Below are 25,850 nucleotides of genomic sequence, written 5' to 3' on the forward strand. Positions count from 1 at the left end.
GCTTGTGGGATCGGGTGTGACGGGCCCGGCGCGCGGGCGTACGTTCGGTGCATGTCGCCCGCGATCGAGCTCGATGCCGTGGATCGCGAGATCCTCCGTCTCCTGCAGCTCGACGCCAGGACGCAGAACAAGGATCTCGCGGAGCGCGTCGGCCTGGCTCCGTCCACCTGCCTGGCGCGGGTGCGGCGGCTCTCCCGCGCCGGCGTCATCACCGGGTTCACCGCGGTGGTCGACCCGGACGCCGTCGGCCGGGCGGTCGAGGCGCTGCTGTCCGTGCAGATGCGGCACGCGCGGTCGCTGGTGGACCCGTTCGTGGAAGCGGTACGCGACCTGCCCGAGACCCGCGCGGTGTTCCACGTGACGGGTCGCGCCGACTTCGTCGTGCACGTCGCGTGCGGCACCGTCGGCGACCTGCAGCGGCTCGTGCTCGACGAGTTCACGGCGCGTGCGGAGGTCGGTCACGTGGAGACGCACCTGGTCTACTCGCGATGGGACGGCGGGCCGCTCCCGCCGTTCCCTGCCGAGACGGGCGACTGAGGGTCGAGGGCGCGCACGAGGTCGTCCCAGAGGTCCTCGACGTCCTCCAGCCCCACCGAGACCCGGAGCAGCCGGTCGCTGATGCCGGCCGACGCACGGGCGTCGTCGTCCATGATGTGGTGGCTCAGCGTCACCGGGCTCTGGATGAGCGTGTCGACGCTGCCCAGGCTCACCGCGGGGGTGATCACCCGCACCCGCGACAGCACCGCGTGCGGGTCGCCGTCCACCTCGAACGAGACCAGGGCACCTCCCGTCCGCATCTGGTCCGCGGGGCGCTGGGCCGCGCGGCCCGGGTAGAGCACGCGGGTCACCGCGGGGTGCGACGCCAGGCGGTCGGCGAGCTCGGCCGCCGTGGTCGACGCGGCGCGCATCCGCAGCGGGAGGGTGGCGAGACCGCGGAGCAGCAGGTAGCCCGACAGCGGGTGCAGGACGCCCCCGGTGACGAAACGGATGTTGCGCAGGCTGCGGGCGACGTGCTCGTCGCACGCCACCACCCCGCCCAGGACGTCGCCGTGGCCGCCGAGGAACTTGGTGGCGCTGTGCAGCACGATGCTGGCACCGTGCCGGCGCGGCTGCTGCAGCGCCGGAGTCGCGAACGTGTTGTCGACCAGCAGGGGCACCGTGCCGCACTGGGCGGCGACGGCCGCGATGTCACGCTCGTCGAGGGTGGGGTTGGCAGGCGACTCGAGGACCACCAGCCCGGTGTCGGGTCGTAGCGCCGCGTCGATCCGCGACGGGTCCGCCCACGTCGTGCTCGTGCCGAGCAGCCCTGAGCCGAGCAGGTGGTCCGTCGTGCCGTAGAGCGGGCGTACGGCCACGACGTGCGGCCTGCCCGCGGCCGCGACCGCGAGCAGGCACGCCGACAGCGCAGCCATGCCGCTGGAGAAGGCGACGGCGGCCTCGCTCAGCTCGAGGTCCGCCAGGGCCCGCTCGAACCGTTCGACGGTCGGGTTGCCCAGGCGCGCGTAGACCGGGAGCCCGGCATCGCGCTCCCCCGTGCTCATCAGGTCGAGGCGGTCTGCCTCGCCCCGGGTGTCCCGGGACGGGTAGGTCGTCGAGAGGTCCAGCGGTACGGCGTGCAGGCCGAGGTCGGCGAGGTCCTCGCGGCCTGCGCGCACGGCTCGGGTGTCGAATGCGGCGGTCATGGGGTCAGGCTGCCGCCGACGGCGCCTTCACGGGGAAGTCACCGAACAAGAAGGCTGAGTTCGCGTGCCTCGCCGAACAGTGTTCGGTCGCGCTCCGCCAGACGCCAGCTCCGGCGCAGCCGCTTCGGTCGCCGTCGCGGACTCCCGCACGCCGGACCGGCGTCAGCGGGCCAGGGTCGTCGACGGGAGCTCCTGATACCTCGCTCGGTAGGTCTGCGCGAACCGTCCGAGGTGGAAGAAGCCCCAGCGGACCGCGACGTCGGTGACCGAGGTCTGCGTGGCGTCCGCCGCGACGAGGTCGCGCCGCGCCCGCTCCATGCGGGTGCGCCGCAGGCGCTCCAGCGGACTCATGCCGAGCTCGCGCTGGAACGCCTCCTGGAGGGTCCGCGGTGCGACGCCTGCGCGTCGCGCGAGCTCGACGACCGTCCACTCGTGCTCGGGCTGCCCCTCGATGAGGTCGACGACCGTGCGTACGACGGGTGGGCACGGGCGCGTCGGCTGCTCCACCTCGCGGGCCGAGTTGGGCTGCATCGCCAGCAGCCCGGAGATGAGGGTCTGCTCGAAGTGCACCGCCGCGAGAGCCGAGCCGAACAGGGCGCCGCCCGACTCCACGTCGTCGACCGCGAGGTGCACCAGGCGCAGCCACGAGCGTACGGACGGGGTCTGCAGGTCCATCGCCGGCTCGAACACGACGGGCGCGGAGTCGCCGTCGGCCCTGGCCATGTCCTCGACGCTCCCGCGGCGGAAGTAGATGAGCAGCTGCGCGCAACCCTCGCCCCAGACCATGTCGACCGGCTCGGTGGGTGATCCGACGGACGCACGGTTGCGGGTGGAGTGCACGACCTGGCTGCCCACCCGGACGCGAGCCGTGCCGGCGACCGGGACCTTGACGAGGTAGAAGTCGTCGAACGTCCCCGGGGTGATGCGCATGCCGCTGCCGTACGTGAGGTAGTTGAGCGTGACGGACGAGCCGATCGGTGCCGCGTTGTGGACCATGTCGAGACGGGCGTCGCGTCCCGTCGGCTCGAGCAGGTGGGGGCAGAAGTGCTCCGCCACCTCGTGGCGGGCCTCGTCCATGTCCGTCGTCGCCATCCTGCGGTGCGCGCTGAGCAAGGGCCGAGCCATCGCCATGACCTCCCTCGCGCTCCCGGACAACGGGTCACGCGATCATGGCACGTCCTGCAGCGTGTCGACACGGGATTTGCCCGCCGGGAAACTCGCCGCGTCCGGCGGATGATCCCCGCGCCTCGTGGACAGCGGGGAACCGTCGTTCGCTCCTACCGTCTCGCCGTGCGACGGCAACGACGTCGCGCACCGGACGTCCGGCACGTGCCGGGCTCGCCGGCCCTCGACCGCAGACACCTGAGAAGGAACACCACGTGAACACCCACCTGACCCGCACCCTGCCCGCCGCGGCCGTCCTCGCCGCCGTCGTCGCGGTATCGGCCTCCACCGGTGCCGTTGCCGGCGCCCTGATCACCGGCGCCGACATCAAGAACGGCACCGTGACCTCGGCCGACATCAAGAACAAGACCATCACCGCCAAGGACGTCAAGGACGGGGCCCTCAACTCGGCGCACCTGAGCCCGGCCACGCTCGCCGGCCTCCAGGGCGGTTCGGGACCGGCCGGGCCGACGGGTCCCGCCGGTCAGACCGGCCCGAAGGGCGACCCCGGCCCTGCGGGTGTCAGCGGCCTGCAGCACGTCGTGGCCACCAAGGCCATCAACGCGGGCACCGGCGGCAACGTCCAGGTCGCCTGCCCGGCCGGGAAGAAGATCCTGGGCGTCTCCGGCGACTGGACCACGAGCGTCCAGCCGGCGGCCGCCAGCATCAGCGCCACCCTGCTCACGGGTTCGGCGTACGGCTTCAACGACACCGACTCGACCATGACCCTCCGCGCGACGGCCACCTGCGCCACGGTGGACTGAGCCGGATCGACCGCACGCGAGCGGGGGCGGAGACACGCCCCCGCTCCCGCTCGCGAGGTGCCTCGGTACCTCCGGTCGATGACCCGGCACCTCAGGAGGATGAGCAACCGCCCGGCTCCGCGACACACTCCTCCTGGTCGACACGACGTCGGCCGTCGGCAGATGGGAGCGAAGCACGTGTTCGGTGAGGTCCCGGTGCTTCCGGTAGTGGTGCCGCTCGGCGGGGCGGTCCTCGTCGTCGCCCTGTGGCACCTGCACCGCCAACGGATGTTGTCGGCGTCCCGAGCCGCGGTGGCGCTCGCCCTGGGCGTGTACGCCGCGGGCATCGTCGCGAACACCGTCTTCCCGATCTACCTCGACAAGCCCTCCAGCCCGACGCGCTGGACGCAGTTCCTCAACCTCATGCCCGGGGGCGGGTACGAGCTCGCGGACGCCGCGATGAACGTCTGCGTCTTCGTGCCCCTCGGGGTGCTTCTCTCTCTGGCCGCGCCGCGGTGGCCCTGGTGGCGAGTGCTGGCCGCAGCGGCGGCAGTCAGTCTCTTCATCGAGCTGACGCAGTACGTCACCGCGAACCTCCTCGCCGGGGGGCACATCGCCGACGTCAACGACCTGGCCTCCAACGTCGTCGGGGCCGGCGCCGGGCTCCTGCTGCTTGCTGCGTTGTCGCGGGTTCCGATCGGCGCGCGCCTGCTCGCTCGGTTCAGGTGGTGCGAGCCGCAGCGGACCCACCAGTCCACCCGGTCTGGATCCCCCGCCTTGCCTTGGGTCAGTCCCGAGGCCCTCGGTTCCTCACAGGGTCGCGGTCGTACGGAATCCACGGACTGCCAATCGTGCGCTTGGTCCCGCGACTGTCGACCGAGGCATGAACGTCGACGTAGAAGCCTTCCTTGTCGGCAACGTCGTGCACGCGGACGAACTTGACGTCACCGAAGGCCATGAGGCCAGGCGCCGAATCCGCCGTTGCGTGCCGGTCAGCCAGTTGCTCCCCGAACTCGGCCTTTGCATAGCCGTCAGGCGCGGAGACGTCATGGACGTACGCCGACGTCGAACGGCAGGTCAATGCGATCCACCGATCATCGCCGGTACCAGGGCCCCACGCATGATGGAACTCGAAGTCGATCGAGCCTGACTCGAGGGAAGCGCGATACTGGAGCCAGGCGATGAACGCCGCCGAACCAGCTACGACGACCGAGCAGATGGCAATGACGGATGCCACCCAGTCCGAAATCTCCATACTCCAGCGTCTCCGGGTCCTTGAGTGTCGACCAGATTGCGCGATGCTACCCACAGCCATTTCCCCGGCTTGTACGCAAGTGGGGGCCGGCCGACGGGCAGCGGACTGGGCGCCGCCCAAGTTCAACAGCACGCCCCCACCCCAACGCAGGCCACGCCAGCGACCCGCACCCGTAGTCTCACCCCATGCCCGACAACGTCCTGTGGATCATCACGGACGACCAGCCGCGCTCGACGCTGCGGTCGATGGACCAGACCTGGCGCAGGCTGGCGCAGAAGGGTGTCCGGTTCCGGCAGGGCTACAGCGCGATGCCGCTGTGCGGGCCGGCGCGGGCGTCGATGCTGACGAGCCTCTACCCGCACAACCACGGGTGCGACACGAACATGACGCACCAGCCGTTCGTGGCGCAGGGACGCGACCGGGACACCGTTGCGACCCGGCTCCAGGCGGCGGGCTACGACACCGGCTACTTCGGCAAGTACATGAACGGCCTCGCCCAGGACCCGGCGTACGTCGCCCCGGGCTGGGACCGCTGGGTCGCGCTGCTCGACGGGATGATCGACGACCCGCGCGTCAGCGTGGACGGCACGATCCGCAAGGTCGAGGGGCAGCGCGAGTTCGACCGGTTCGCCGCGCGCCGGCTCCGGCGGTTCATCCGCCGCCACCAGGACGCGCCGTGGTTCGCCATCTACTCCCCCACCGCGCCGCACGGGCCGTACACCCCGAGCCCACAGCACGCCGACGACTTCGACGGCGTCGAGTGGGACCCGCCGGCGCTCAACGAGGCCCACATGGGCGACAAGCCGAGCTGGCTGCGTGACCTCCCGCCGCAGGACCGCCGCCGGATGCAGAGGATCTACGAGGGCAAGCTCGAGGAGCTGCAGGACGTCGACGACCAGGTCGCCAAGGTCCTCGACACGCTGCGCGACACCGGCCAGCTCAGGCGCACGTGGATCTTCTTCGTCTCCGACAACGGCTACCTGCTCGGCGAGCACCGCCTGTTCCACAAGTCGCAGCCCTACGAGGAGTCGGCCGGCATCCCCTTCCTCGTCCGCGGCCCCGGCGTCGAGCCGCTCGTCAGCGGCGCGCTGGTCTCCCAGGTCGACCTGATGCCCACCACACTCGACGTCGCCGGGCTCGACCCGGACGCCGGCCGCGACCTCGACGGCCGCTCGATGCTCGGCCCGCTGCGCTCCGGCGACTGGTCCGCGTGGCGGCGCCGGCTCGCCGTGGAGAACACCAACCTCGACTGGGTGCTGGTCCGCGAGGGATCGCGCGTCTACATCGAGCACCAGGACTCCGACGAGTGGGAGCTCTACGACCTCGCGCAGGACCCCCACCAGCTCACCAGCCTGCAGGACGCCGACGTGACCGAGTGGTCGCGCAGGGCCCGCGAGCTCTTCGGCGCGCGGGGCATCGCGATGCGCGCCCTCGAGCAGTGACGGCGAGACAACCGGCGGGACGAGCCCCGCGTCCGGTCAGCGGTCGAGCTGCTCCAGCATCTCGTTGAAGTGACGGCGCAGCCGGTCCTCGTGGTCCCACGCGACCTGCTCCAGGCGGCCCACCTCGGCCTGGGCCGCGGCGCGCTGGCGCTCGGCCTCGGCGCGTACGCCCTCCGCCTCGGCACGCGCACCCTCGACCATGCTCGTGGCCTCGCGCTGGGCCGTGCGCAGCAGCGTCTCGGCCTCCTGCCGCGCCGACGCGACGATCTCCGCGGCCTCCGCGCGGGCGTCGTCGCGCCACCGGTCGGTCTCGCGGGCGGTCATCTCGAGCAGCCGCGCCGCCGACGGCACGCGCGGCTCGGGCACCACGATGCCCGGGGCGTCGTCTCGGAGGTCGTTCCCTGCAGCGCGGACGTCCGCGTCGTGTTCCTGGCTCAGCACGTCAGGCAGCGTACGCAGTCGAGGCCGTCGGCGTCGATGGGCAGGCCTCAGACGAGCTCGGGCTGGGTCTTCTCGCGGACCTCGTCCTCGGTCACTCCCGGGGCGAGCTCGACGAGCCTGAGCGCGCGGTCGCCGAGGGTGCCGGACGGGGCGACCTCGCCGGTCGAGGGGTCGATCACGTCGATGACCGCGAGGTCGGTGATGATCCGCTGCACCACGCGCTTGCCGGTGTAGGGCAGGTCGCACTCGTCGAGGATCTTGAGCGACCCGTCCTTGGCGACGTGCTCCATCAGCACGATGACCCGCTTGGCGCCGTGGACGAGGTCCATCGCGCCGCCCATGCCCTTGACCATCTTGCCGGGGATCATCCAGTTGGCGATGTCGCCGACCGCGGAGACCTGCATCGCGCCGAGGATCGCGGCGTCGATCTTGCCGCCGCGGATCATCCCGAAGGACTGCGCGGAGTCGAAGAACGACGCACCGCGGCGCAGCGTCACCGTCTCCTTGCCCGCGTTGATGAGGTCGGGGTCCTCGTCGCCCTCGAACGGGTACGCCCCCACGCCGAGGATGCCGTTCTCGCTCTGCAGCACCAGCTCGACGTCGTCGCCGACGTAGTTGGGCACCAGCGTCGGCAGCCCGATGCCGAGGTTCACGTAGGACCCGTCGACCAGCTCCGAGGCGGCCCGTGCGGCCATCTCCTCACGACTCCATGCCATGTCAGCCTCCCAGCCCGTGCGTCGCCGCGTCGTCCACCAGCGCCTCGTCCGGCGCTCCCGGTCGCGGTCGCGTGGTCGTCTTCTCGATCCGCTTGTCGGCGGCCTGCTCCGGGGTGAGCGCGACGACACGCTGGACGTACACCCCCGGCGTGTGGATGTCGTTGGGGTCGAGCTCGCCGGGCTCGACCAGCTCCTCGACCTCCGCGATCGTCACCCGCCCGCACATCGCGGCGAGCGGGTTGAAGTTGCGCGCGGACTGGCGGTAGACGAGGTTGCCGTGCCGGTCGCCCTTCCAGGCCCGGACCAGCCCGAAGTCGGCGACGATGGCCTCCTCGAGGACGTACTCCTTCTCACCCTCCGCCGTGGCGAAGACCTTGGTCTCCTTGGGCGGGGACGACACGATCACGTTGCCCTCGGTGTCGTACTTCCACGGCAGCCCGCCCTCGGCGACCTGCGTGCCGACACCGGTCGCGGTGTAGAAGCCCGGGATGCCCGAGCCGCCGGCGCGCATCCGCTCGGCGAGCGTGCCCTGCGGGGTGAGCTCGACCTCGAGCTCGCCGGAGAGGTACTGCCGGGCGAACTCCTTGTTCTCCCCGACGTAGGACGAGATCATCCGCCGGATCCGCTTGGCGAAGAGGAGCTTGCCCAGCCCCCACTCGTCCACGCCGCAGTTGTTCGACACCGCTTCGAGGTCGCTCGTGCCGGCGTCCAGCAGAGCGTCGATGAGCACCGACGGGATGCCCGACAGGCCGAAGCCGCCGACCGCGAGGGTCGCGCCGTCCGGGATGTCGGCGACCGCGTCGGCCGCAGAGGAGACCACCTTGTCCATGCCCGCACTGTAGCGACGTGGACGACGGCACAGACGACGGCCGGGCCCGGGGAGTGGTCCCCGGGCCCGGCCGCCAGAAAGAGGGTCAGCGCTTGGCCAGCCGCTCCTTCACCTGGGCGAGGAGTGCCGCACGCAGCTCCCCGTCCAGCTTCTTGCGGACGAGCTTGCGCAGCGCCTTGAGGTGCTTGCGCGCCTCACGCACGTCGCCCTTGCGCTCCGCCTTGGCGGCGTCCTTCTCGAGCTGGAGCAGCTTGTTGGCCAGCTTCGGCCCGACCTCGCCGCTCTCGGCCAGCGCACCGACCACCTTCTTGAGCGACTTCCCGGTCGCCTGGACGGTGAAGACCACCGTCTCGGAGGCCGAGTTGCCCGCCGCGTCCGTCGCGGTGACGGTCAGCACGTGGCGGCCGGTGGACAGCATCCACATCCCCCACTCGCCGGCCTCGACGACCTCGCCGTCGAGGGTGGCCCGCACGGTGCGGACTCCGGACGTGGCGTCCGTCGCCGCCCACGCCACCGTCGCCGACTTGTGGCTCGGGTAGGTGCGGGCACGGATGCCGGAGATGCTCAGCGCCGGGTCACCGGTGTCGAGCGCGACCTCCTTGGCCTGCGCCGTCTCCACGTTGCCGGCCCGGTCGACCGAGCGCACCTCGAGGGCGTTGCGGCCCTGCGTGGTGAGGGTGAAGGGAGCGGTGTACGTCGTCCACATGCCGTTGCCGGTGCGGTACTCCGTGCGGGCCACTCCCGAGCCCTGGTCGGTCGCGGTGAGCGTGACCTTCGGTGCCGTGGTGAACCAGCCGGCGGTGCCGTCGGGCGACGCCGGGTCGGTCTTCACGGTGGTCACCGGGGCCGTGGTGTCGGCGGGCGGGCCGTCGACCGTGAGGTCGATCGACTGCTCCTCCTCCACGTTGCCCGCGACGTCGGTCGAGCGGAACCGCACGACGTGGTCACCGGCACCGGTCACGACGACCGGGGCGGTGTACGCCGTCCAGGACCCGCCGTCGACGCGGTACTCCGTCGAGGCGACACCCGACGTGGCGTCGGTCGCGTCGAGCACGACCTTCACGCCGTCGCCGGCCTTCTCCTGGGTGGCGCCCGTCGCCGGGGTCACGGTGTCGACCTTGACCTCCGACTCCTGGGAGTCCTCCACGTTGCCGGCCTCGTCGGTCGAGCGGTAGGCCACGGTGTGCTCCCCGTCGGGGACCGCCACCGCGCCGGTGTACGCCGTCCAGGCACCGCCGTTGATGCGGTACTCGGTCGTCGCGACGCCCGAGCCGTCGCCGTCCTCGGCGGCGAGGGTGAAGCTCGGACCGGTGACGTACCAGCCCTCCTCGCCGTCCGCCGTGCCCGGCACCCACGTGATGGCGGTGGTGGGCGCGTCCTCGTCGCTGGCCTCGACGACGACCTGGACGGACTTGGTCGCCTCCTCGTTGCCGGCGAGGTCGGTGGAACGGAACTCGACGGTGTGGGTGCCGGGCTCGCTGATGGTGAACGGGGCCGTGTACGGCGTCCAGTCACCCTCGTCGATCCGGTACTCGGTGGAGTCGAGGCCCGAGCCGCCCGTCTCGTCGGTCGCGGTCAGCGTGACCTGCACGCCGCCCTCGACCGCGACCTGGCTGGCCGTGGTGACCGGCGCGGTCTCGTCGACCGGCGGCTCCTCCCCGGTGTCGAGTCGGAAGTAGTCGAACTCGACCGTGGTCGGCTCCTCCTGCTCCGGACCGATCGCCATCAGGCCCAGGGAGTTGAGCGGGCCGTCGTAGGTGATGCCGTCACCGATGGGCGTCCACGAGGCACCGGCGGTGGACTTGACCGCCGCCGTGTACTTCGTGCCGACCTTGGTCACCTGCACCCACCAGTAGCCGCTCTCCGAGGTGTCGGCGATGTTGACCTGGTCGCCACCGCTGACCCCGTTGCCGCCCTTCTCCGCGGCCAGCTCGGCCCGCAGGTCGAGCGCGGAGCCCGGGGTGTTGAAGGCGACGATGTCGGCCTTGGCGTAGTTGTTGTCGTCGCCGTACATCAGCAGGCCGGCCAGCTGGTAGCGGTGCTTGAGCGGAGCCTTGAACTTCGTCTCGGCCACCCAGTCACCGTCCGGTGCGTCCTGCAGGATGAAGTTGCGCGGCGTGATCGGGTTGTTGCCGTTGATGTCGCCCGGCTCCGTCTCGATCTTGAGGTGCCCACCGGCCACCGACGCCGTGCGCGAGTTGTAGCGCACCGACTCCGCCCAACGGCAGCCGTTCAGCGAGGTGCCGTCGAACTCGTCCCCGGGCTCGAAGGTGCCCGCGGTCCCGTCCGGCGTGACGGTGAACGAGTCGACCGTCGCGGACACCGGGGTGGTGCCCAGGTCGCCCGCCGCCATCAGGCCGATGCGGGTGCCCGCACCCGTCTTGAGCGCGGTCGAGCCGGTGACGTTGGTCCACGCCGTGCCGTTGGTCGAGTACGCCGCGGTGAGCGTCCCGTTGGTGTTGGTCAGGCGCAGGTGGATCGTCGTCGGGAAGTCGGCCGCCAACCGGGGCGCGCCCGGCGTGCTGCGGTTGCCGCCCGTCTCCGACTGGAACTCGACGAGCCTGCCGCCGTCCTGGTGCCGCACGAACGCGAGCTTGTTGTACTCGTCGTCGCTCTTGTGGACGACCAGGCCGGCCCACTGCCAGTGCGAGGTGTGCGCCAGCGTCAGCTTGGTGGTCGCCACCCAGTTCCCCGCGGGGAGGTCCTGGCCGGCGAAGCTCACCGGGCCGGGGCTGGCCTCGTTGATGTCACCACCGGTGACCGGCAGGTTGAGCGACCCACCGGACTGCGTGATGGGACGGGCCGGGTCGTGACGCAGCGCCCACTTCGGCAGCAGAGCCGGAGAGGTGAAGTCGTCGCTCAGCGGACCACCCACACAGCTCAGCGGCTCGCTCGGCGTCCCCGGCTCCGGCTCCACGACCTCCGGGTCGCCGACCGAGAACTGCGAGAAGTCGGCCGTACGGACCGCGGACTCGTGGGCCATGATGAACATGCCGACGTCCTGCGTGTCGGCGATGCCGGACAGCGTCACCGCTGCACCGATCTGGGTCCACGACGTGCCGTTGTTGGACCAGTACGCCGACACCTGCTCGCCGCGGCGGCTCAGCTTGAGCCACTTGGGCGTGGTGCTGGTGCCGCCGGCCACCGACGCGTTGAGCTGGCCGTTGCCGTCGGGGTCGGTCAGGAACTCCATCCCCGACGCGCGGCGCCACGCGAGCATGGCGTAGCCGGCCGAGGAGCCGGGCTGCGTCATGTCGTTGCGGATGATGAGGCCGGCCTTGCCCGAGTTGTTCTGCAGGGTGCTGGCGTCGACCCGCACGATGGCGTCGTACTCCTCGTCACCGGCAGCCGGCTGGAAGAGGGTCGAGTACTGGTCGGTGCCCTGCCACGCGTTCGCGCCCGCACCGGAGATCCGGAACGCACCGGCGCCGAGCCGCTCGAACTCGCCACTCGCGTTGCTGAACGGGACCAGGTCGCCGAAGAGCTCGCCCACCTGCACCTGCACGAGGCGCGACGTGGTCGTCTTGCCCTCGTCGTCGGTCGCCTTCGCGGTGATCTCGTAGAGGCCCTCCTCCTCGGGAGCGGTCCACGTGGTGCTGAACGGCGCGCTCGTGTCCTCGCCGATCTTGGTCTCGCCCTGGAAGAACTCGACCTTGGCCACGGTGCCGTCGAGGTCGGACGCCTCGGCGGTCACCTCGACCTCGTCACCCGCGTCGACCCTGGTGCCGTCGACCGGCGCCGTGATCGCGACCAGGGGCTTCGCCTCCGGCGAGATGCCCTGGCCCATGGCCTCGAAGAAGTTGAGCTTGATGTCGCTCGAGCCGGTGAAGACGAGGTAGAGGTCGAACGACTCGGACCCGAGCTCGCTCACGTCCACCGCGACGTCACGGAACTGCTGGCCCGTGGCCGGGACGGTGGCGGTGCCGAGGACGTCGCCCGTCGGGCTGCCGTCACGCAGCTCGATGGTGCCGCCGGCGGCCGCTGCCTGGACGCGCAGGTTGAAGGTCTCGATCTGGTGGAAGCTCACCGGCTCGAAGTTGACCCACGCGCCGTCCTTGCCGACGACGACCTGGCCGCCGCCCGCGGCGTCCCGGCCGGGGGCGAGGGTGGCGGTCGACGACTTGCCGTCGAACCACTCCGCCTGGCGCAGCTTGGGGAAGATGACCGCGGTGTCGGAGCCGAGCAGCTTGTTGGCCCCGCCCTCACCACCGGTGTCGGTGTAGCGGGCGTCGATGGCGTAGAAGATGTTCTCGTCGGCCGCGTGCCCGCCGATGCTCGTCACCTCGCTGCCCGTGAGGCCCTTCTGGGCGACGAGCGGGTGGGCGTGGTCGTCGTGACCGAGCGCCGGCTGCACCTCGACACCCTGCGGGTCGATCGTGGTGTCCTCCGGGTCGGTGACCTTGACCTGCCAGCTGATCTCGTCGCCGAAGTCGAAGAACGCACCGTCGGGGGGCGTCTCGATCTCGACGATCGGGCGGGTGTTGCCGACCGTGATCGGCGTCGTGGTCGTGCCGGTCTTGCCGGCCGGGTCCGTCACCGTGAGGCGGGCGTCGTACTCCCCGTTCTCGGTGTAGGTGTGGGTGGCCGTGACGCCGGTGGCGTCGACCTCGCCGTCGCCGTCGAAGTCCCACTCGTAGGTGATGTCCTCACCCTCGGGGTCGCTCGAGCGGCTGGCGTCGAAGCTGACCTCCAGCGGCGCCTGACCGGAGTCCGGGGTCGCGTCGATGCGGGCCACCGGCGAGCGCGAGCCACTGATGTAGTCGATGCGGTAGAGCCCGGACGTCGGGTTGTCGCGCCCGTAGCCGCCACCCCAGTCCAGGACGTACATCGAGCCGTCGGGACCGAACTTGGAGTCGATCGGCGCGAGGAACGGGACGTTGGGCAGGAACGGGTTGACCTTCTCCACCTGGGAGCCCTGCGCGGTGGCGGGGTCCTTGAGCTGGATGTTGTACATCTTGTTGCGCGCCCAGTCGTAGAAGAACGGCTTGCCGTCGAACGACTCGGGGAACTTGGTGTCGGACTCGAGCGCCTCGTCGTAGCGGTAGATCGGGCCGCCCATCGGGGCCAGGCCGCCGCCGGCGGGGATCGCGCCGGTGGAGCTGCGCTGGTAGCCGTAGTACATGTCGGCGGCACGGGCCGGCGGCAGGTTCTTCAGGCCGGTGTTGCGCACCGAGTCGTTGACCGGGTTGGCGCAGTCGAAGTACGCCCCCACGACCGGCGGGTTGAGCGGCGTGGTGCTGCCGTAGTCGACGTCGCGGAACGGCTCACCGTTGGGGTTCTGGCCCTGGTGGTTGCCGCCCATGCACATCGGCCAGCCGTAGTTGCCGGGGCTCTTGATGAGGTTCCATTCCGCGATGCCGGCCGGTCCGCGGTTGGCGGGGTTGTCCGAGCCGTTGTCGGGCGAGTAGTCGGCCATGCTCAGCCAGCCGGTCTCGCTGTCGATGGAGAAGCGGAACGGGTTGCGGAAGCCCATCGCGTAGATCTCGGGCAGCGTCTTGCCGTCGGCGTCGTCGGCCTCGTCGAAGAGGTTGCCGTCGGGGATCGTGTAGGTCGAGCCGACTCCGGGCTGGTTGCCGGGCTCGTCGACCGGGACGATCCGCAGGATCTTGCCGCGCAGGTCGTTGGTGTTGGCCGAGGTCTCGCGGGCGTCGTGGAAGGTGCCGGCGCGCTCGGAGAGCGGCGCGTAGCCACCGGAGGGCTCGGAGTGCGGGTTGACGTCGTCGCCGACACCGATGAACAGGTTGCCGTCGTCGTCGATGTCGAGCGCGCCACCGGTGTGGCCGGGCTCGTCGGGCAGTCGGCGGGCCGGGATCCGGATGATGACCTTCTCCGTGGCCGGGTCGACCGAGCCGTTCTCGAAGGTGAACCGGGACACGGTCGACCAGAAGTTCGCCGGGTCGGAGTCGTTGGGCGACGCTGCCGAGCGGTAGAGGTAGAGGTGGCCGTTGGTCGTGAAGTCGGGGTCGAGCGCGACGCCGAGGAGGCCGTCCTCGCCACCGGAGTACACGGGCAGCGTCAAGACGGTGGTGACCGCCTGGGACTCCGGGTCGTACATCCGCAGCTGGCCGCGGACGAGCTCGGTGTAGAAGACCTTGCCGTCGTCGGCCACGTCGATGGCGTACGGGGCGGAGGTGTTCTGGTCGAGCGGGATGCGCTCGTAGCTGTCCCACACGGTGCCGCCGCAGTCGCCCTCCTCGAGACCGGCGACGTACTTCACGCCGCCGACGATCATCTCCATGAACTCGGGCTCGTCGTAGTTCTTCGGGAAGTGGCCGAGGGCGGTGCTCCAGAAGCGACCGCCGTCGTAGGGCTTGCACCAGGTGATCGGGTGGTCGTAGCCCTGGGCGTTGCCGCCCGGGTTGTAGGTCGACTCGTCCATCGTCTGGAGGACGTGGGCCTCACCGCGGACGTTGCGGTTGAAGTTGTACCACTCGTCGTTGCGCATCCACCGGCTCACCTTGTCGGTGCCGGCGAAGTGGTCGGTGGAGGGGTGCGTGACGTCCTCGTTGCGCACGACGGCCGGGATGTCGGCCGCGGAGTGACCGGGCATGAGCGCGCCGATCATGTTGTCCCACCACGGGTAGTTCCCGCGCATGTCGGTCGCGTTGTGGATCGCCGCGATGCCGCCGCCGGCCTGCATCCAGCGCTCCATCGCGCCCTTCTCGGCAGCGGTCCACGGGTCGCCGTTGATCTGGAAGGCGATCATCGCGTCGTACTGCGCGAGGTTCTCGTCGGTGAAGACCGAGGAGTCGGAGGAGACCGTGACGGCCAGCCCCTCGGCCTCGAGCGCCGCCTTGATCTTCGGCGTGCCGTAGGCGATCGCCTCGTCGTGCCACGGCCCGGCGGGGGCCTCGTTGTAGAGCAGGACGTGCCCGTGGCCCTCGTGGGCCTGGGCGGGCATCGCGGTGGCGACGCCGAGGAGCACGCTGCCGACGAGCGCGAACACGGCTGTCAGCGCGGTCACGGCAGTGGACCGGCGAGCACGTCGCCGGGTCGAGCGGGGGGGTTGGGACATCCCAGGGCCTCCAAGGTGCGGACGGGTGGCTGTCGACCGATGGGCAACGGGCATGTGACCTGCGTCACCGACGGTCTGGAACGGACGCTCGCAGACTTTTGTGTGTGGGTCAAGCAAAAGTTGGATGGAGGCATCAAGAAGATGCCTAAGTAGCATTAGAAGGCCGGATCGGGGCCCTCGGCGGGCTGGCTATCCTCGGCTCGTGACCGCCTCCGCCGACCGGACCGCCGACCGGACCGCCGATCGGGCCTCCGACCGGGCCTCCGACTGGTCGCGGGTGCGTCTGCACGTCGTGACCGGCAAGGGCGGCACCGGGAAGTCGACCGTCGCGGCCGCCCTCGCGCTGGCCCTCGCGTCGTCGGGGCGCAACGTCCTGCTGTGCGAGGTCGAGGGACGCCAGGGCATCGCGCGGATGTTCGACGTCGACCCGCTGCCCTACGAGGAGCGGCGGATCACCAAGGGCGCCCCCGACGAGCAGGGCCGCGCGGGCCAGGTGCACGCGCTGCACATCGACCCCGAGTCGGCGCTGCTCGAGTACCTCGACATGTACTACCGGCTCGGTCGCGCCGGGAAGGCCCTCGACCGCTTCGGGGTCATCGACTTCGCCACCACCATCGCCCCCGGCGTGCGTGACGTGCTGCTCACCGGGAAGGTCTACGAGGCCGTGCAGCGCCCGCGCGGGGGGCGGAAGAAGCACCAGGTGACCTACGACGCCGTGGTGCTGGACGCGCCGCCCACGGGGCGGATCGGCCAGTTCCTCGGGGTCAACTCCGAGCTGGCCGGTCTCGCGCGGGTCGGGCCGGTCAAGTCGCAGGCCGACAACATCATGGACCTGCTGCGATCCCCCCGCACGGCCGTGCACCTCGTGACGCTGCTGGAGGAGATGCCCGTGCAGGAGACCAGCGACGCGGTCGCCGAGCTGCGCGACGCCGGGCTCCCCGTGGGCGGCATCGTGGTCAACCTCGTCCGCCCGCAGGCCCTGGGCGCCGGCGCGCTCGCCCAGGTGCGCGAGGGCACCGTCGACCCGACGGCGATCACCTCCGACCTCGCCCGGGCCAAGGTCGACGTGGACGCCGACCTCGTCGCGTCACTGGTCGCCGAGGGGCGGGACCACGCCGTACGCCGTCGCCTCGAGGACGAGCAGCGCACGCTGGTCGCGGCCGAGGGCGTGCCCACCTACGAGCTGCCCCGGCTCGCCAGCGGGATCGACCGCGGCGCGCTGGTCGAGCTCGCCCAGCTCCTGCGTCGCCAGGGGATGGCATGACGACCCCCGTGCCCGTGCTGGACGTCGACGCGCTGCTCGACGACCGGACCACCGAGATCATCGTGTGCTGCGGATCCGGGGGCGTCGGCAAGACGACCACGTCGGCGGCCCTCGCGCTCCGGGCCGCGGAGCGCGGCCGCAAGGTCGTCGTGCTGACGATCGACCCGGCCCGGCGGCTCGCCCAGTCGATGGGCATCGAGCAGCTCGACAACACCCCGCGTCCGGTGGTGGACGCCGACACCGCCGCCGGCGGGTCGCTCGACGCGATGATGCTCGACATGAAGCGCACCTTCGACGAGGTGGTCGAGAGCCAGGCCAGCCCGGAGAAGGCGAAGCAGATCCTGGAGAACCCGTTCTACGTCGCCCTGTCGAGCTCGTTCGCCGGCACGCAGGAGTACATGGCGATGGAGAAGCTCGGCCAGCTGCACCGCGAGGCCGTCGCCCGGGGCACCTACGACCTCATCGTCGTCGACACGCCTCCGTCACGCTCGGCGCTCGACTTCCTCGACGCCCCCGAGCGGCTGGCGGGGTTCCTCGACGGTCGCCTGATCCGGCTGCTGCTGGCCCCGGCGCGCGGACCCGCGCGCCTGATGTCCGTCGGGCTGTCGGTCGTCACCAACGCGCTGACCAAGGTGCTGGGCGGGCAGATGCTGCGCGAGGTGCAGACCTTCGTGGCGGCGCTCGACACGTTGTTCGGGAGCTTCCGCCAGCGGGCGGAGCAGACGTTCGCGCTGCTGCAGACCGACGGGACCGCGTTCGTCGTGGTGGCGGCGCCCGAGCCCGACGCGTTGCGGGAGGCGGCGTACTTCGTGGACCGCCTCACCGACGACGACATGCCGTTGGCCGGGCTCGTCGTCAACCGTGCGAGCCCGTCGGCGCGTACGGCCCTGTCGGCCGAGGAGGCGATCACCGCCGCCGACCGGCTCCACGCCGCGGACTCGTCGTCCCTGACCGCCGGCCTGCTCCAGCTGCACGCGGACCGCGTACGCCTCATCGAGCGCGAGCAGCACCTGCGCGAGCGGTTCGCGGCCGCGCACCCGCGGGTGCCGACCGCGGTCGTGCCCGCGATGGCGGGCGACGTCCACGACCTCGAGGGCCTGCGGGCGGTCGGCGAGGCACTCGCCGACCAGGGGTGAGTCAGACCCCGTCGGTCAGACGGAGACGGAGGGGGTCTCGACCTTGGTGCGGGCGGTCTCCAGGATGGAGCGCCACGACGAGCCCGGGCGGCGGCGGAGCAGCGCACGGCGCTCACGCTCGGTCATGCCGCCCCAGACACCCCACTCGATCTGGTTGTCCAGCGCCTCGGCCAGGCACTCGGTGCGCACCGGGCAGCCGGAGCAGACCTGCTTGGCCTTGTTCTGCTCGGCGCCTCGCACGAAGAGAGCGTCCGGAGTGTCGCCCTTGCACGCGGCGCGCGATGCCCAGTCCTCGACCCACATAGTGAATACCCCACGGTTTCCGTGAGCCGGTTGGCCGCCCCCATAGCGGCCATTCCCGACTCTTGGAGAAAAGTAAACGAATCCCGGCGGCCCCCGTCAGGACCGGTTGGCCCAAATCGAGTAGTCCGATGTGACTATCTGCCTGCGCGCCTGGAATTCAAGGTGCTATGTGGATCCCACGTACCCTAGGGGCCATGTCTCCCCGCTCGAAGCGCCCCCAGGGACGCCCCGACGCCGGCCGGATCGCCTCCCACCTCGCGGTGATGGCGGCGGTCGCGGTCGTCATGGGTGTCCTCGTCGCCTGCCTCGCGATCCCGTTCGCGGGCCTGGTGGGCGTGGCGGCCAAGGACGTCAGCAAGGGGATGGTCAACCTCCCCGAGTCGCTCGAGGCCAAGGACCTGTCGCAGAAGACGCGGATCTACGACGTCAACGGCAACCTGATCGCGTCGCTCTACGACCAGAACCGCATCAACGTCCCGCTCGGCTCCATCTCGCGCCCGATGGTGAAGGCGATCGTCGCCATCGAGGACTACCGCTTCTACGACCACGGTGCGCTCGACATCCGCGGCACCATCCGCGCGTTCGTGACCAACCAGGCCAACGGCGGGGCGGTCCAGGGCGGGTCGTCGATCACCCAGCAGATGGTCAAGCAGACGCTGCTCTACCAGGCGGAGACCGAGGAGGAGCGGGCGGCGGCGACCGAGGAGACCTACGCCCGCAAGATCCGCGAGCTGCGCTACGCGGTCGCCTTCGAGAAGAACCACACCAAGGACTGGATCCTCGAGCGCTACCTCAACATCGCCTACTTCGGCGACGGCGCCTTCGGGGTGCAGTCGGCCGCGCGCCACTTCTTCTCCAAGAACGCCAAGGACCTCAACATGCTCGAGGCGGCGACGCTGGCGGGCCTGGTGAAGAACCCCGTCGGCTACGACCCGATCGACAACCCCGAGCGCGCCGAGGCCCGTCGCAACGTCGTGCTCGAGCGGATGGCCCAGCTCGGCATCCTCACCGAGAAGAAGGCCGAGCGCCTCAAGGGCCGGCCGATCGAGGAGACGCTCAAGATCGAGACCTCGCCCAACGGCTGCCAGCAGTCGCGTGCGCCGTTCTTCTGCGACTACGTCGTCAACTGGCTGCTCAAGGACCCGGTCCTCGGCGACACCCCCAAGGAGCGCCGCCGCACGCTCAACAACGGCGGCCTGACGATCAACACCACGATCGACCTCGGCATGCAGAAGGCCGCCGACGACGCGGTCGCCGACGGCGTCAACCAGACCGACCAGGCCATCGGCGGCATGGCGATGGTCGAGCCCGGCACCGGCGACGTCCGGGCGCTGGCCCAGTCGCGCCCGATGGGCAAGAACAAGAAGGCCGGCGAGACCTACCTCAACTACACGGTCCCCAAGAAGTACGGCGACGCCAACGGTTTCCAGGCCGGCTCGACGTTCAAGCTGTTCGTCCTGGCCTCCGCCATCAACCAGGGCATCCCGCTGAGCACGAGCATCAACTCGCCCCAGCAGATCCACCTCGACGACGACGAGTTCGAGACGTGCGACGGCCCCTACGCCGGCGACGGCATGGGCTGGGACGTCGCCAACTCCACGGGCGCCGGCACGTTCAACCTCTACACCGGCACCCAGGACTCGGTGAACACCTTCTTCGCCCAGCTCGAGACGCAGACCGGCATGTGCGAGCCGCTCGAGCTCGCCAAGGCCATGGGGGTCAACGTCCCGCCCGCGCAGCAGGTGCCGTCGTGGATCCTCGGCGTCTCCGACAGCAACCCGCTCGAGATGGCCCAGGCCTACGCCACGTTCGCCGCGCGCGGCCTGCACTGCGACCCCCGCCCGGTGACGCAGGTCCTCGACTCGTCGGGCCAGCCGCTCAAGGACTTCAGCTCCCAGTGCGAGCAGGTCATGCCCGGCGCGACCGCCGACGCGGTCAACGACATCCTCCGGGGCGTGATGGAGGGCGGCTTCGGCGCGCCCCTCGCCATCGACAAGCCCTCGGCGGGCAAGACCGGCACGACCAACAGCAACATGGCCGTCTGGTTCGTCGGCTACACCCCCGAGCTCGCCACCGCGTCGATGGTCGCGGGTGCCAACGAGTTCGGCGAGTGGGTCACCCTCAACGGCCAGACCGTCGGCGGCAGCTACATCAGCAGCGCCTTCGGCTCGACCGTCGCCGGGCCCATCTGGGGCCAGGCCATGGCGGCGGTGTCGCCGATGCTCGACGACACGGACTTCCAGGCTCCGCCCGGTGACGAGATCGCCGGCGTCCTGACCACGGTCCCCGACGTCACCAGCCAGACCGTCGAGGCCGCTGTCCAGCAGATCGAGGCCGCGGGCTTCGTCGCGGCGGACGGCGGGCAGGTCGACAGCGAGGTCGCTGCCGGCAGCGTCGCGTACACCTCGCCCGAGGCCGGGACCCAGCTCAGCAGCGGCGACACCGTCACCTACTACTCGTCCACCGGCACCGTGCCCAAGTCGGGCAACGGCGGCAAGGGCAAGGGGCGCGGGAAGGGCCGCGGCTAGGCCCGTCAGCCCAGCTGCTTGCGCACCTCGGCCGCGACGGCGCCCCCGTCGGCGCGGCCCTTGACCTGCGGCGTCACGACGCCCATCACCTTGCCCATGGCGCGCATGCCCTCCCCGGCCGCGCCCGTCTGGGCGATCGCGGCGGTGACGAGGTCGGCGATCTCCGACGCGCTGAGCTGGGCGGGGAGGTACTCGGCGATGACCTCGCCCTCGGCGGCCTCCTTGGCCGCCATCTCGGCGCGACCGCCCTCCTCGAAGGCGACGGCGGCCTCGCGGCGACGCTTGGCCTCGGTCGACAGCACGCCGATGATGTCGTCGTCGGAGAGCTCGCGGGCCTCCTTGCCGGCGACCTCCGCGTTGGTGATCGCGGTCAGCACCATCCGCAGCGTGGAGGAGCGCAGGTCGTCACGCGCCTTGATGGAGGTGGTCAGGTCGGCGCGGAGACGGTCCTTCAGAGCACTCATGGGGCCCATTGTGGCAGCCTTGCCGGGTGGCCCTCCTCCCCATTCTCCGGCGTACGCTTGCGCTCGGCACCGTCACCGGCGCCGGCCTGGCGTCGTACGCCGCGTGGGAGGCCCGCCAGTACACGCTGCGCCGCCTCACGGTCCCCCTGCTCCCGCCGGGCCACGCCCCGCTGCGGGTGCTGCACCTGAGCGACATCCACATGGCGCCCGACCAGCGGGCCAAGCAGGACTGGCTGCGCGGCCTCGCCGACCTGGGGCCGGACCTGGTCGTCAACACCGGTGACAACCTGTCGCACATGCACGCGGTGCCGGTCGTGACCGACGCCCTCGGCGGGCTCCTCGACGTGCCGGGCGCCTACGTGATGGGGTCCAACGACTACTACTCCCCCGGCATGCGCAACCCGTTCGCCTACCTCTTCCCCGACTCGGGCAAGCGCAACACCCACGTCCCCCAGCTGCCCTGGCCCGAGCTCAAGGACCGCTTCGACGACGCCGGCTGGCTCGACCTCACCAACGGCTTCGGGGCGCTGGAGGTCAAGGGCACGCGGATCGCCTTCGCCGGCGTCGACGACCCGCACCTGAAGTACGACGACCTCGAGCGGGTCGCGGGCCCCGCTGACGCGACGGCCGACCTGCGCCTGGCCGTCACCCACGCGCCGTACCTCCGGGTGCTCGACCAGTTCGCCGCCGACGGCTACGACGCGATCATCGCCGGGCACACCCACGGCGGGCAGGTGTGCCTGCCGGGCGGCCGGGCGCTCACCACCAACTGCGACCTCGAGCCCGCCCGCGCGCGCGGCCTGCACCGCCACCCGGCGGACTCCGAGCCTGGTGACGACGGCTCGGCCTGGCTGCACGTCTCCGCCGGGCTCGGCACCAACCCCTACGTCCGCCTCCGCGTGGCCTGCCGGCCGGAGGCGACCCTGCTGACGCTCGTACCCCGCTGAAGGAGCTCGCCGTGCCGCTCGTCCGGGTCACCAACTTCTCGATCTCGCTGGACGGCTTCGGCGCGGGCGAGCCGCAGTCCTTCGAGTCGCCCTTCGGGCACGCGGGCCACCGGCTCCACGAGTGGATGTTCGCCACGTGGGCGGACGGCGCGCCGACCGGCATCGACGCGGTGTGGGCGTCGCGGTGGGACACCGGCGTCGGTGCCGAGATCATGGGCGCCCACAAGTTCGGTCCGCCGGGCTGGCAGGACGACCCGGACTGGCGCGGGTGGTGGGGCGAGGACCCGCCCTTCCACACCCCGACCTTCGTCCTGACGCACCGCACGCGCGAGCCGCTCGAGATGGAGGGCGGCACGACCTTCCACTTCCTCAGCACCGGCCCGGAGGAGGCGCTGGCGATCGCGCAGGAGGCGGCGGGTGACCTCGACGTGCGCATCGGCGGCGGCGCGAGCACGGTGCGTGCCTTCGTCTCCGCCGGCCTCGTCGACCACCTGCACCTGGTCGTGGTGCCGATCGTGCTGGGCCACGGTACCCGCCTCTGGGACGGCCTGGAGGGGCTCGAGGAGACGTACGCCATCGAGTCCGTCGCCTCGCCGAGCGGCGTCGTCCACCTCAGCCTCGACCGCCGGCCGGGCGGCTGAGTCCACGGGCCCGGGGCGATTTCGGGAGGCCCCTGCCGCTCCGGTATGCTCGCCCGCGTTGCCCGGACGTGCTTTCCGGTCCGGGCGGCGGGCTGTGGCGCAGCTTGGTAGCGCGCCTCGTTCGGGACGAGGAGGCCGCAGGTTCAAATCCTGTCAGCCCGACAGATGACGAAGGGCCGGGCCACGAGAGTGGTCCGGCCCTTCGTCGTCGTGTGGCACGCTGCCGTCATGGCAGACACGCCGGAGGACAGGCCCTCCCTGGAGATGCCGTCGTTCTCGCTGCGTCGGCGCCGGTCCTCGGGCGCGGCACCTGAGGTCGAGGAACAGGCGCCCGAACCCGCGCCGGAGCCGGTGGCTGACGCGCCGCTCGACGTCGAGGAGCGGGGCACGGTCGGCGGGCTGCCCGCGGCGGTGCTGACGGGCGTACTGGTCGGTGGCCTCGCCCTCGCACTCGCGTGGTTGGCCGGGGTCGCCTGCGAGTCCGTACGCGGCACGTCGTCGTGCGGCGGGGCGGCCGGGCTGCCGATCCTGCTGGCCACCCTCGCCGTGATGGCGTACGCCGGCGCGGTGCTGCTGGGCCTCCTCGGGGTCCGTGAGGCCGGCTCGACGAGCCTGCTCGCCGTCGGCGTGCTGGCCGTGCTCGTGATGGTGTTCCTGCTGGGCTCGCTGGACGAGACGTGGGCGCTCGTCGCCGTCCCGGCCGCCTCGGCGCTCGCGTACGCCGGCGCCTGGTGGCTCACCGCCACCGTGACCGCCGAGGATGCCCCGTCTCCGGGCCCGGCGTCGCGCGACGTGCGCTGAGCGCGGGGGTTGTCAGGCTCTCGCTGACGTTGTCAGGCGTTGCACAGGCCGACAACATCAGCGATCCCCGGGCAGCCGGGGATCGCTGACGAACAGAAGCGCCGGGGATCAGCGGGCGCCGGGGATCAGCGGGCGGCGGCGATCAGCTCGGCGATCTGCACCGTGTTGAGCGCGGCGCCCTTGCGCAGGTTGTCGTTGCTGATGAAGAGCGCGAGCCCGCGGTCGCCCGGTACGCCCTCGTCCGTGCGGAGGCGACCGACGTAGGACGGGTCCTTGCCGGCGGCCTTCAGCGGCGTCGGGACCTCGTCGAGCTCGACGCCCGGGGCCGACGCGAGGATCTCCCGGGCCCGCGCGGGGGTCAGCGCCCGCTCGAACTCGGCGTTGACCGCGAGCGAGTGGCCGGTGAAGACCGGGACGCGCACGCAGATGCCGGACACGAGGAGGTCGGGCAGGCCGAGGATCTTGCGCGACTCGTTGCGGAGCTTCTGCTCCTCGTCGGTCTCGCCCCGGCCGTCGTCGACGACCGAGCCGGCCATCGGGAGCACGTTGTAGGCGATCGGCTCGACGTACGTCACCGGGTCGGGGAAGGTGATCGCGCTGCCGTCGTACGCCAGCTCGCGGGCCTTGTCGCCCGCCTCGGCCACGCCGTGGGCGAGCTCGTCCACGCCGGCGACGCCCGAGCCGGAGACGGCCTGGTAGGTCGAGACCACCAGGCGGGTCAGTCCGGCCTCCTCGTGGAGCGGCCTGAGCACCGGCATCGCGGCCATGGTCGTGCAGTTGGGGTTGGCGATGATGCCGCGGCCCGCCTCGATGACGCTGGCCATCGCGTCCGGGTTGACCTCGGAGACGACGAGCGGGATGTCGGGGTCCTTGCGGAACGCCGAGGAGTTGTCGACCACGATGACGCCGGCGTCGACGAACTTTTGCGCGAGCGCGCGCGAGGTCGTGGCACCGGCCGAGAAGAGCGCGACGTCGAGCCCGGTCGGGTCGGCGGTCGCGGCGTCCTCGACGGTGATCTCGCGGTCGCCGAACGGCAGCACCGTGCCGGCGGAGCGCGAGGAGGCGAAGAACCGGACCTGGTCGGCGGGGAACTCGCGCTCGAGCAGGATCTGGCGCATCGCGACGCCCACCTGCCCGGTGGCGCCGACGATGCCGATGTTGACCTTCGTCATCGGCCGGTCCCTCCGTAGACCACGGCCTCGACCTCGTCGGCGTCGAGGTCGAACGCGGTGTGGGTGGCGCGTACGGCGTCGTCGACGGCGTTCTCGTCCACGATCACCGAGATGCGGATCTCGGAGGTGGAGATCATGCCGATGTTCACCCCGGCGGACGCGAGCGCGCCGAAGAACTTCGAGGTGATGCCCGGGTGCGAGCGCATGCCGGCGCCGATCAGGGAGACCTTGCCGATCTTGTCGTCGTAGAGCAGCTTGTCGTAGCCGACCTCCGCCTGGATCCGCGCGAGCGCGGTCATGGCGTTCTGGCCGTCGGTGCGCGGGAGCGTGAACGAGATGTCGGTGAGGCTCGTCGCCGCGGCGGAGATGTTCTGCACGATCATGTCGAGGTTGATCTGGGCGTCGGCCAGCGCCTCGAAGATGCGGGCCGCCTCACCCACCTTGTCGGGCACGCCGACGACGGTGATCTTGGCCTCGCTGCGGTCGTGGGCGACGCCGGCGATGATGGGCTGTTCCATGGTCTCTTCCTCGGGTGCGCGGGAGCCGGGGTCGCTGACGACCCAGGTCCCCTCGAGCTGGCTGAACGACGAGCGGACGTGGATCGGGATGCCGTAGCGGCGGCCGTACTCCACGCAGCGCAGGTGCAGGATCTTGGCCCCGCACGCCGCGAGCTCGAGCATCTCCTCGTAGGAGACCTGGTCGAGCTTGCGGGCGCTGGGGACGATGCGCGGGTCGGCGGTGAAGACGCCGTCGACGTCGGTGTAGATCTCGCAGACGTCGGCCTCGAGGGCCGCCGCGAGGGCGACCGCGGTCGTGTCGGTGCCGCCGCGGCCCAGGGTGGTGATCTCCTTGGTGTCGGCGGAGACGCCCTGGAAGCCGGCGACGATGACGATGTGGCCCTCGCCGATCGCCTGCGTGATGCGCCCCGGCGTGACGTCGATGATCTTGGCCTTGCCGTGCACCGAGTCGGTGATGACGCCGGCCTGCGAGCCGGTGAAGGACCGGGCGGTGAAGCCCAGGTCGCTGATCGCCATGGCGACCAGTGCCATCGAGATGCGCTCGCCGGCGGTCAGCAGCATGTCCATCTCGCGCGCCGGCGGCAGCGGCGAGACACCGTTGGCCAGGTCGAGGAGGTCGTCGGTCGTGTCCCCCATGGCGGAGACGGCGACGACGACGTCGTGACCGGCCTTCTTGATGTCCACGATGCGCCGGGCGACGCGCTTGATGGCGTCGGCGTCGGCGAGCGAGGAGCCGCCGTACTTCTGCACGACAATGCCCACGGTTGGTCCTCGGGTCGGGGTGCGGCC

The 25,850-nt window shown here is 71.2% G+C and carries 20 protein-coding genes and 1 tRNA gene; 11 read left to right on the top strand and 10 right to left on the bottom strand.

Annotation, left to right across the window (positions count from 1 at the left end; genetic code table 11):
* Positions 1-51: 51 nt before the first annotated feature.
* Positions 52-537 (top strand): Lrp/AsnC family transcriptional regulator, encoded by a 486-nt coding sequence (locus F4692_RS05875; RefSeq protein ID WP_179618650.1) that lies wholly within the window; start codon positions 52-54, stop codon positions 535-537.
* On the opposite strand, the gene F4692_RS05880 is transcribed toward F4692_RS05875, so the two are convergent.
* Together F4692_RS05880 and F4692_RS05885 are read right to left on the bottom strand one after the other, a co-directional pair.
* The gene (locus F4692_RS05880) at positions 480-1,682 is read right to left on the bottom strand and encodes a trans-sulfuration enzyme family protein (RefSeq protein WP_179618651.1); all 1,203 of its coding nucleotides are present in this window, start codon (positions 1,680-1,682) and stop codon (positions 480-482) included. The genes F4692_RS05875 and F4692_RS05880 overlap by 58 nt on opposite strands.
* A 162-nt stretch (positions 1,683-1,844) precedes the next feature.
* A complete protein-coding gene (locus tag F4692_RS05885) occupies positions 1,845-2,807 on the bottom strand; it encodes an AraC family transcriptional regulator (RefSeq protein WP_179618652.1) in 963 nt (320 codons plus the stop codon).
* Positions 2,808-3,061: 254 nt separating this feature from the next.
* Here F4692_RS05885 and F4692_RS20675 point away from each other — a divergent pair, with 254 nt between their 5' ends.
* From F4692_RS20675 to F4692_RS05900, 3 genes are all read left to right on the top strand, one after another.
* On the top strand, positions 3,062-3,610 hold the full coding sequence (locus F4692_RS20675; RefSeq protein WP_218858160.1) for a collagen-like triple helix repeat-containing protein: 549 nt from the start codon (positions 3,062-3,064) through the stop codon (positions 3,608-3,610).
* A 162-nt stretch (positions 3,611-3,772) separates the two neighbouring features.
* Positions 3,773-4,531, top strand: coding sequence for a VanZ family protein (locus tag F4692_RS05895; protein ID WP_218858161.1), 759 nt, complete (start codon positions 3,773-3,775; stop codon positions 4,529-4,531).
* 498 nt (positions 4,532-5,029) lie between these two features.
* Positions 5,030-6,286, top strand: a complete 1,257-nt coding sequence (locus tag F4692_RS05900) for a sulfatase family protein (RefSeq protein WP_179618653.1) — start codon at positions 5,030-5,032, stop codon at positions 6,284-6,286.
* Between the two features lie 36 nt (positions 6,287-6,322).
* Here F4692_RS05900 and F4692_RS05905 read toward each other — a convergent pair whose 3' ends face one another.
* The 4 genes from F4692_RS05905 to F4692_RS05920 form a co-directional block, all read right to left on the bottom strand.
* Entirely contained in the window at positions 6,323-6,727 is a 405-nt protein-coding gene (locus F4692_RS05905) for a hypothetical protein (protein WP_179618654.1), read from the bottom strand.
* A gap of 47 nt (positions 6,728-6,774) precedes the next feature.
* Positions 6,775-7,443: a 3-oxoacid CoA-transferase subunit B gene (locus tag F4692_RS05910; RefSeq protein ID WP_179618655.1), complete on the bottom strand. Its 669-nt coding sequence runs from the start codon at positions 7,441-7,443 to the stop codon at positions 6,775-6,777.
* 1 nt (position 7,444) lies between these two features.
* The gene (locus F4692_RS05915; RefSeq protein WP_179618656.1) at positions 7,445-8,272 is read right to left on the bottom strand and encodes a CoA transferase subunit A; all 828 of its coding nucleotides are present in this window, start codon (positions 8,270-8,272) and stop codon (positions 7,445-7,447) included.
* An 85-nt stretch (positions 8,273-8,357) separates the two neighbouring features.
* Complete coding sequence (locus F4692_RS05920; protein ID WP_179618657.1) at positions 8,358-15,236, bottom strand: OmpL47-type beta-barrel domain-containing protein; 6,879 nt, start codon at positions 15,234-15,236, stop codon at positions 8,358-8,360.
* 253 nt (positions 15,237-15,489) lie between these two features.
* Between F4692_RS05920 and bagA the strand changes: the two genes are divergently transcribed.
* Both bagA and bagB read left to right on the top strand, forming a co-directional pair.
* Entirely contained in the window at positions 15,490-16,551 is a 1,062-nt protein-coding gene (gene bagA / locus F4692_RS05925) for an ATPase BagA (protein ID WP_374757290.1), read from the top strand.
* Complete coding sequence (gene bagB, locus F4692_RS05930; protein WP_179618659.1) at positions 16,548-17,687, top strand: ArsA family ATPase; 1,140 nt, start codon at positions 16,548-16,550, stop codon at positions 17,685-17,687. Before bagA ends, bagB begins: the two co-directional genes overlap by 4 nt.
* Positions 17,688-17,702: 15 nt before the next feature.
* On the opposite strand, the gene F4692_RS05935 is transcribed toward bagB, so the two are convergent.
* Positions 17,703-17,990, bottom strand: a complete 288-nt coding sequence (locus F4692_RS05935; RefSeq protein WP_179618660.1) for a WhiB family transcriptional regulator — start codon at positions 17,988-17,990, stop codon at positions 17,703-17,705.
* A gap of 194 nt (positions 17,991-18,184) precedes the next feature.
* Between F4692_RS05935 and F4692_RS05940 the strand changes: the two genes are divergently transcribed.
* Positions 18,185-20,518, top strand: coding sequence for a penicillin-binding protein (locus F4692_RS05940; RefSeq protein ID WP_179618661.1), 2,334 nt, complete (start codon positions 18,185-18,187; stop codon positions 20,516-20,518).
* Positions 20,519-20,523: 5 nt separating this feature from the next.
* Here the strand turns inward: F4692_RS05940 and F4692_RS05945 are convergent, their stop codons facing one another.
* The gene (locus tag F4692_RS05945) at positions 20,524-20,982 is read right to left on the bottom strand and encodes a GatB/YqeY domain-containing protein (protein ID WP_179618662.1); all 459 of its coding nucleotides are present in this window, start codon (positions 20,980-20,982) and stop codon (positions 20,524-20,526) included.
* A 26-nt stretch (positions 20,983-21,008) separates the two neighbouring features.
* Here F4692_RS05945 and F4692_RS05950 point away from each other — a divergent pair, with 26 nt between their 5' ends.
* From F4692_RS05950 to F4692_RS05965, 4 genes are all read left to right on the top strand, one after another.
* On the top strand, positions 21,009-21,929 hold the full coding sequence (locus tag F4692_RS05950) for a metallophosphoesterase (RefSeq protein ID WP_308645172.1): 921 nt from the start codon (positions 21,009-21,011) through the stop codon (positions 21,927-21,929).
* Between the two features lie 11 nt (positions 21,930-21,940).
* Positions 21,941-22,570, top strand: a complete 630-nt coding sequence (locus F4692_RS05955; protein ID WP_179618663.1) for a dihydrofolate reductase family protein — start codon at positions 21,941-21,943, stop codon at positions 22,568-22,570.
* A gap of 88 nt (positions 22,571-22,658) precedes the next feature.
* Positions 22,659-22,732 (top strand) — tRNA-Pro (locus F4692_RS05960).
* Positions 22,733-22,798: 66 nt separating this feature from the next.
* The gene (locus F4692_RS05965; RefSeq protein ID WP_179618664.1) at positions 22,799-23,371 is read left to right on the top strand and encodes a hypothetical protein; all 573 of its coding nucleotides are present in this window, start codon (positions 22,799-22,801) and stop codon (positions 23,369-23,371) included.
* A gap of 125 nt (positions 23,372-23,496) precedes the next feature.
* On the opposite strand, the gene F4692_RS05970 is transcribed toward F4692_RS05965, so the two are convergent.
* Positions 23,497-24,543 carry an aspartate-semialdehyde dehydrogenase gene (locus F4692_RS05970; protein WP_179618665.1) on the bottom strand — a complete coding sequence of 349 codons (1,047 nt, stop codon included), beginning with the start codon at positions 24,541-24,543 and terminating at the stop codon, positions 23,497-23,499.
* Complete coding sequence (locus tag F4692_RS05975) at positions 24,540-25,823, bottom strand: aspartate kinase (protein WP_179618666.1); 1,284 nt, start codon at positions 25,821-25,823, stop codon at positions 24,540-24,542. The genes F4692_RS05970 and F4692_RS05975 overlap by 4 nt, the downstream gene beginning before the upstream one ends.
* Positions 25,824-25,850 lie beyond the last annotated feature (27 nt).

Source organism: Nocardioides cavernae (assembly GCF_013410035.1).
Taxonomy (GTDB): Bacteria; Actinomycetota; Actinomycetes; order Propionibacteriales; family Nocardioidaceae; genus Nocardioides; species Nocardioides cavernae_A.

Bases quoted from the DNA above. Each gene is read 5' to 3' on its own strand.
- F4692_RS05875 (WP_179618650.1), top strand. From the start codon at position 52: ATGTCGCCCGCGATCGAGCTCGATGCCGTGGATCGCGAGATCCTCCGT.
- F4692_RS05880 (WP_179618651.1), bottom strand. From the start codon at position 1,682: ATGACCGCCGCATTCGACACCCGAGCCGTGCGCGCAGGCCGCGAGGAC.
- F4692_RS05885 (WP_179618652.1), bottom strand. From the start codon at position 2,807: ATGGCTCGGCCCTTGCTCAGCGCGCACCGCAGGATGGCGACGACGGAC.
- F4692_RS05895 (WP_218858161.1), top strand. From the start codon at position 3,773: ATGGGAGCGAAGCACGTGTTCGGTGAGGTCCCGGTGCTTCCGGTAGTG.
- F4692_RS05900 (WP_179618653.1), top strand. From the start codon at position 5,030: ATGCCCGACAACGTCCTGTGGATCATCACGGACGACCAGCCGCGCTCG.
- F4692_RS05910 (WP_179618655.1), bottom strand. From the start codon at position 7,443: ATGGCATGGAGTCGTGAGGAGATGGCCGCACGGGCCGCCTCGGAGCTG.
- F4692_RS05915 (WP_179618656.1), bottom strand. From the start codon at position 8,272: ATGGACAAGGTGGTCTCCTCTGCGGCCGACGCGGTCGCCGACATCCCG.
- bagB (WP_179618659.1), top strand. From the start codon at position 16,548: ATGACGACCCCCGTGCCCGTGCTGGACGTCGACGCGCTGCTCGACGAC.
- F4692_RS05935 (WP_179618660.1), bottom strand. From the start codon at position 17,990: ATGTGGGTCGAGGACTGGGCATCGCGCGCCGCGTGCAAGGGCGACACT.
- F4692_RS05940 (WP_179618661.1), top strand. From the start codon at position 18,185: ATGTCTCCCCGCTCGAAGCGCCCCCAGGGACGCCCCGACGCCGGCCGG.
- F4692_RS05945 (WP_179618662.1), bottom strand. From the start codon at position 20,982: ATGAGTGCTCTGAAGGACCGTCTCCGCGCCGACCTGACCACCTCCATC.
- F4692_RS05965 (WP_179618664.1), top strand. From the start codon at position 22,799: ATGGCAGACACGCCGGAGGACAGGCCCTCCCTGGAGATGCCGTCGTTC.
- F4692_RS05970 (WP_179618665.1), bottom strand. From the start codon at position 24,543: ATGACGAAGGTCAACATCGGCATCGTCGGCGCCACCGGGCAGGTGGGC.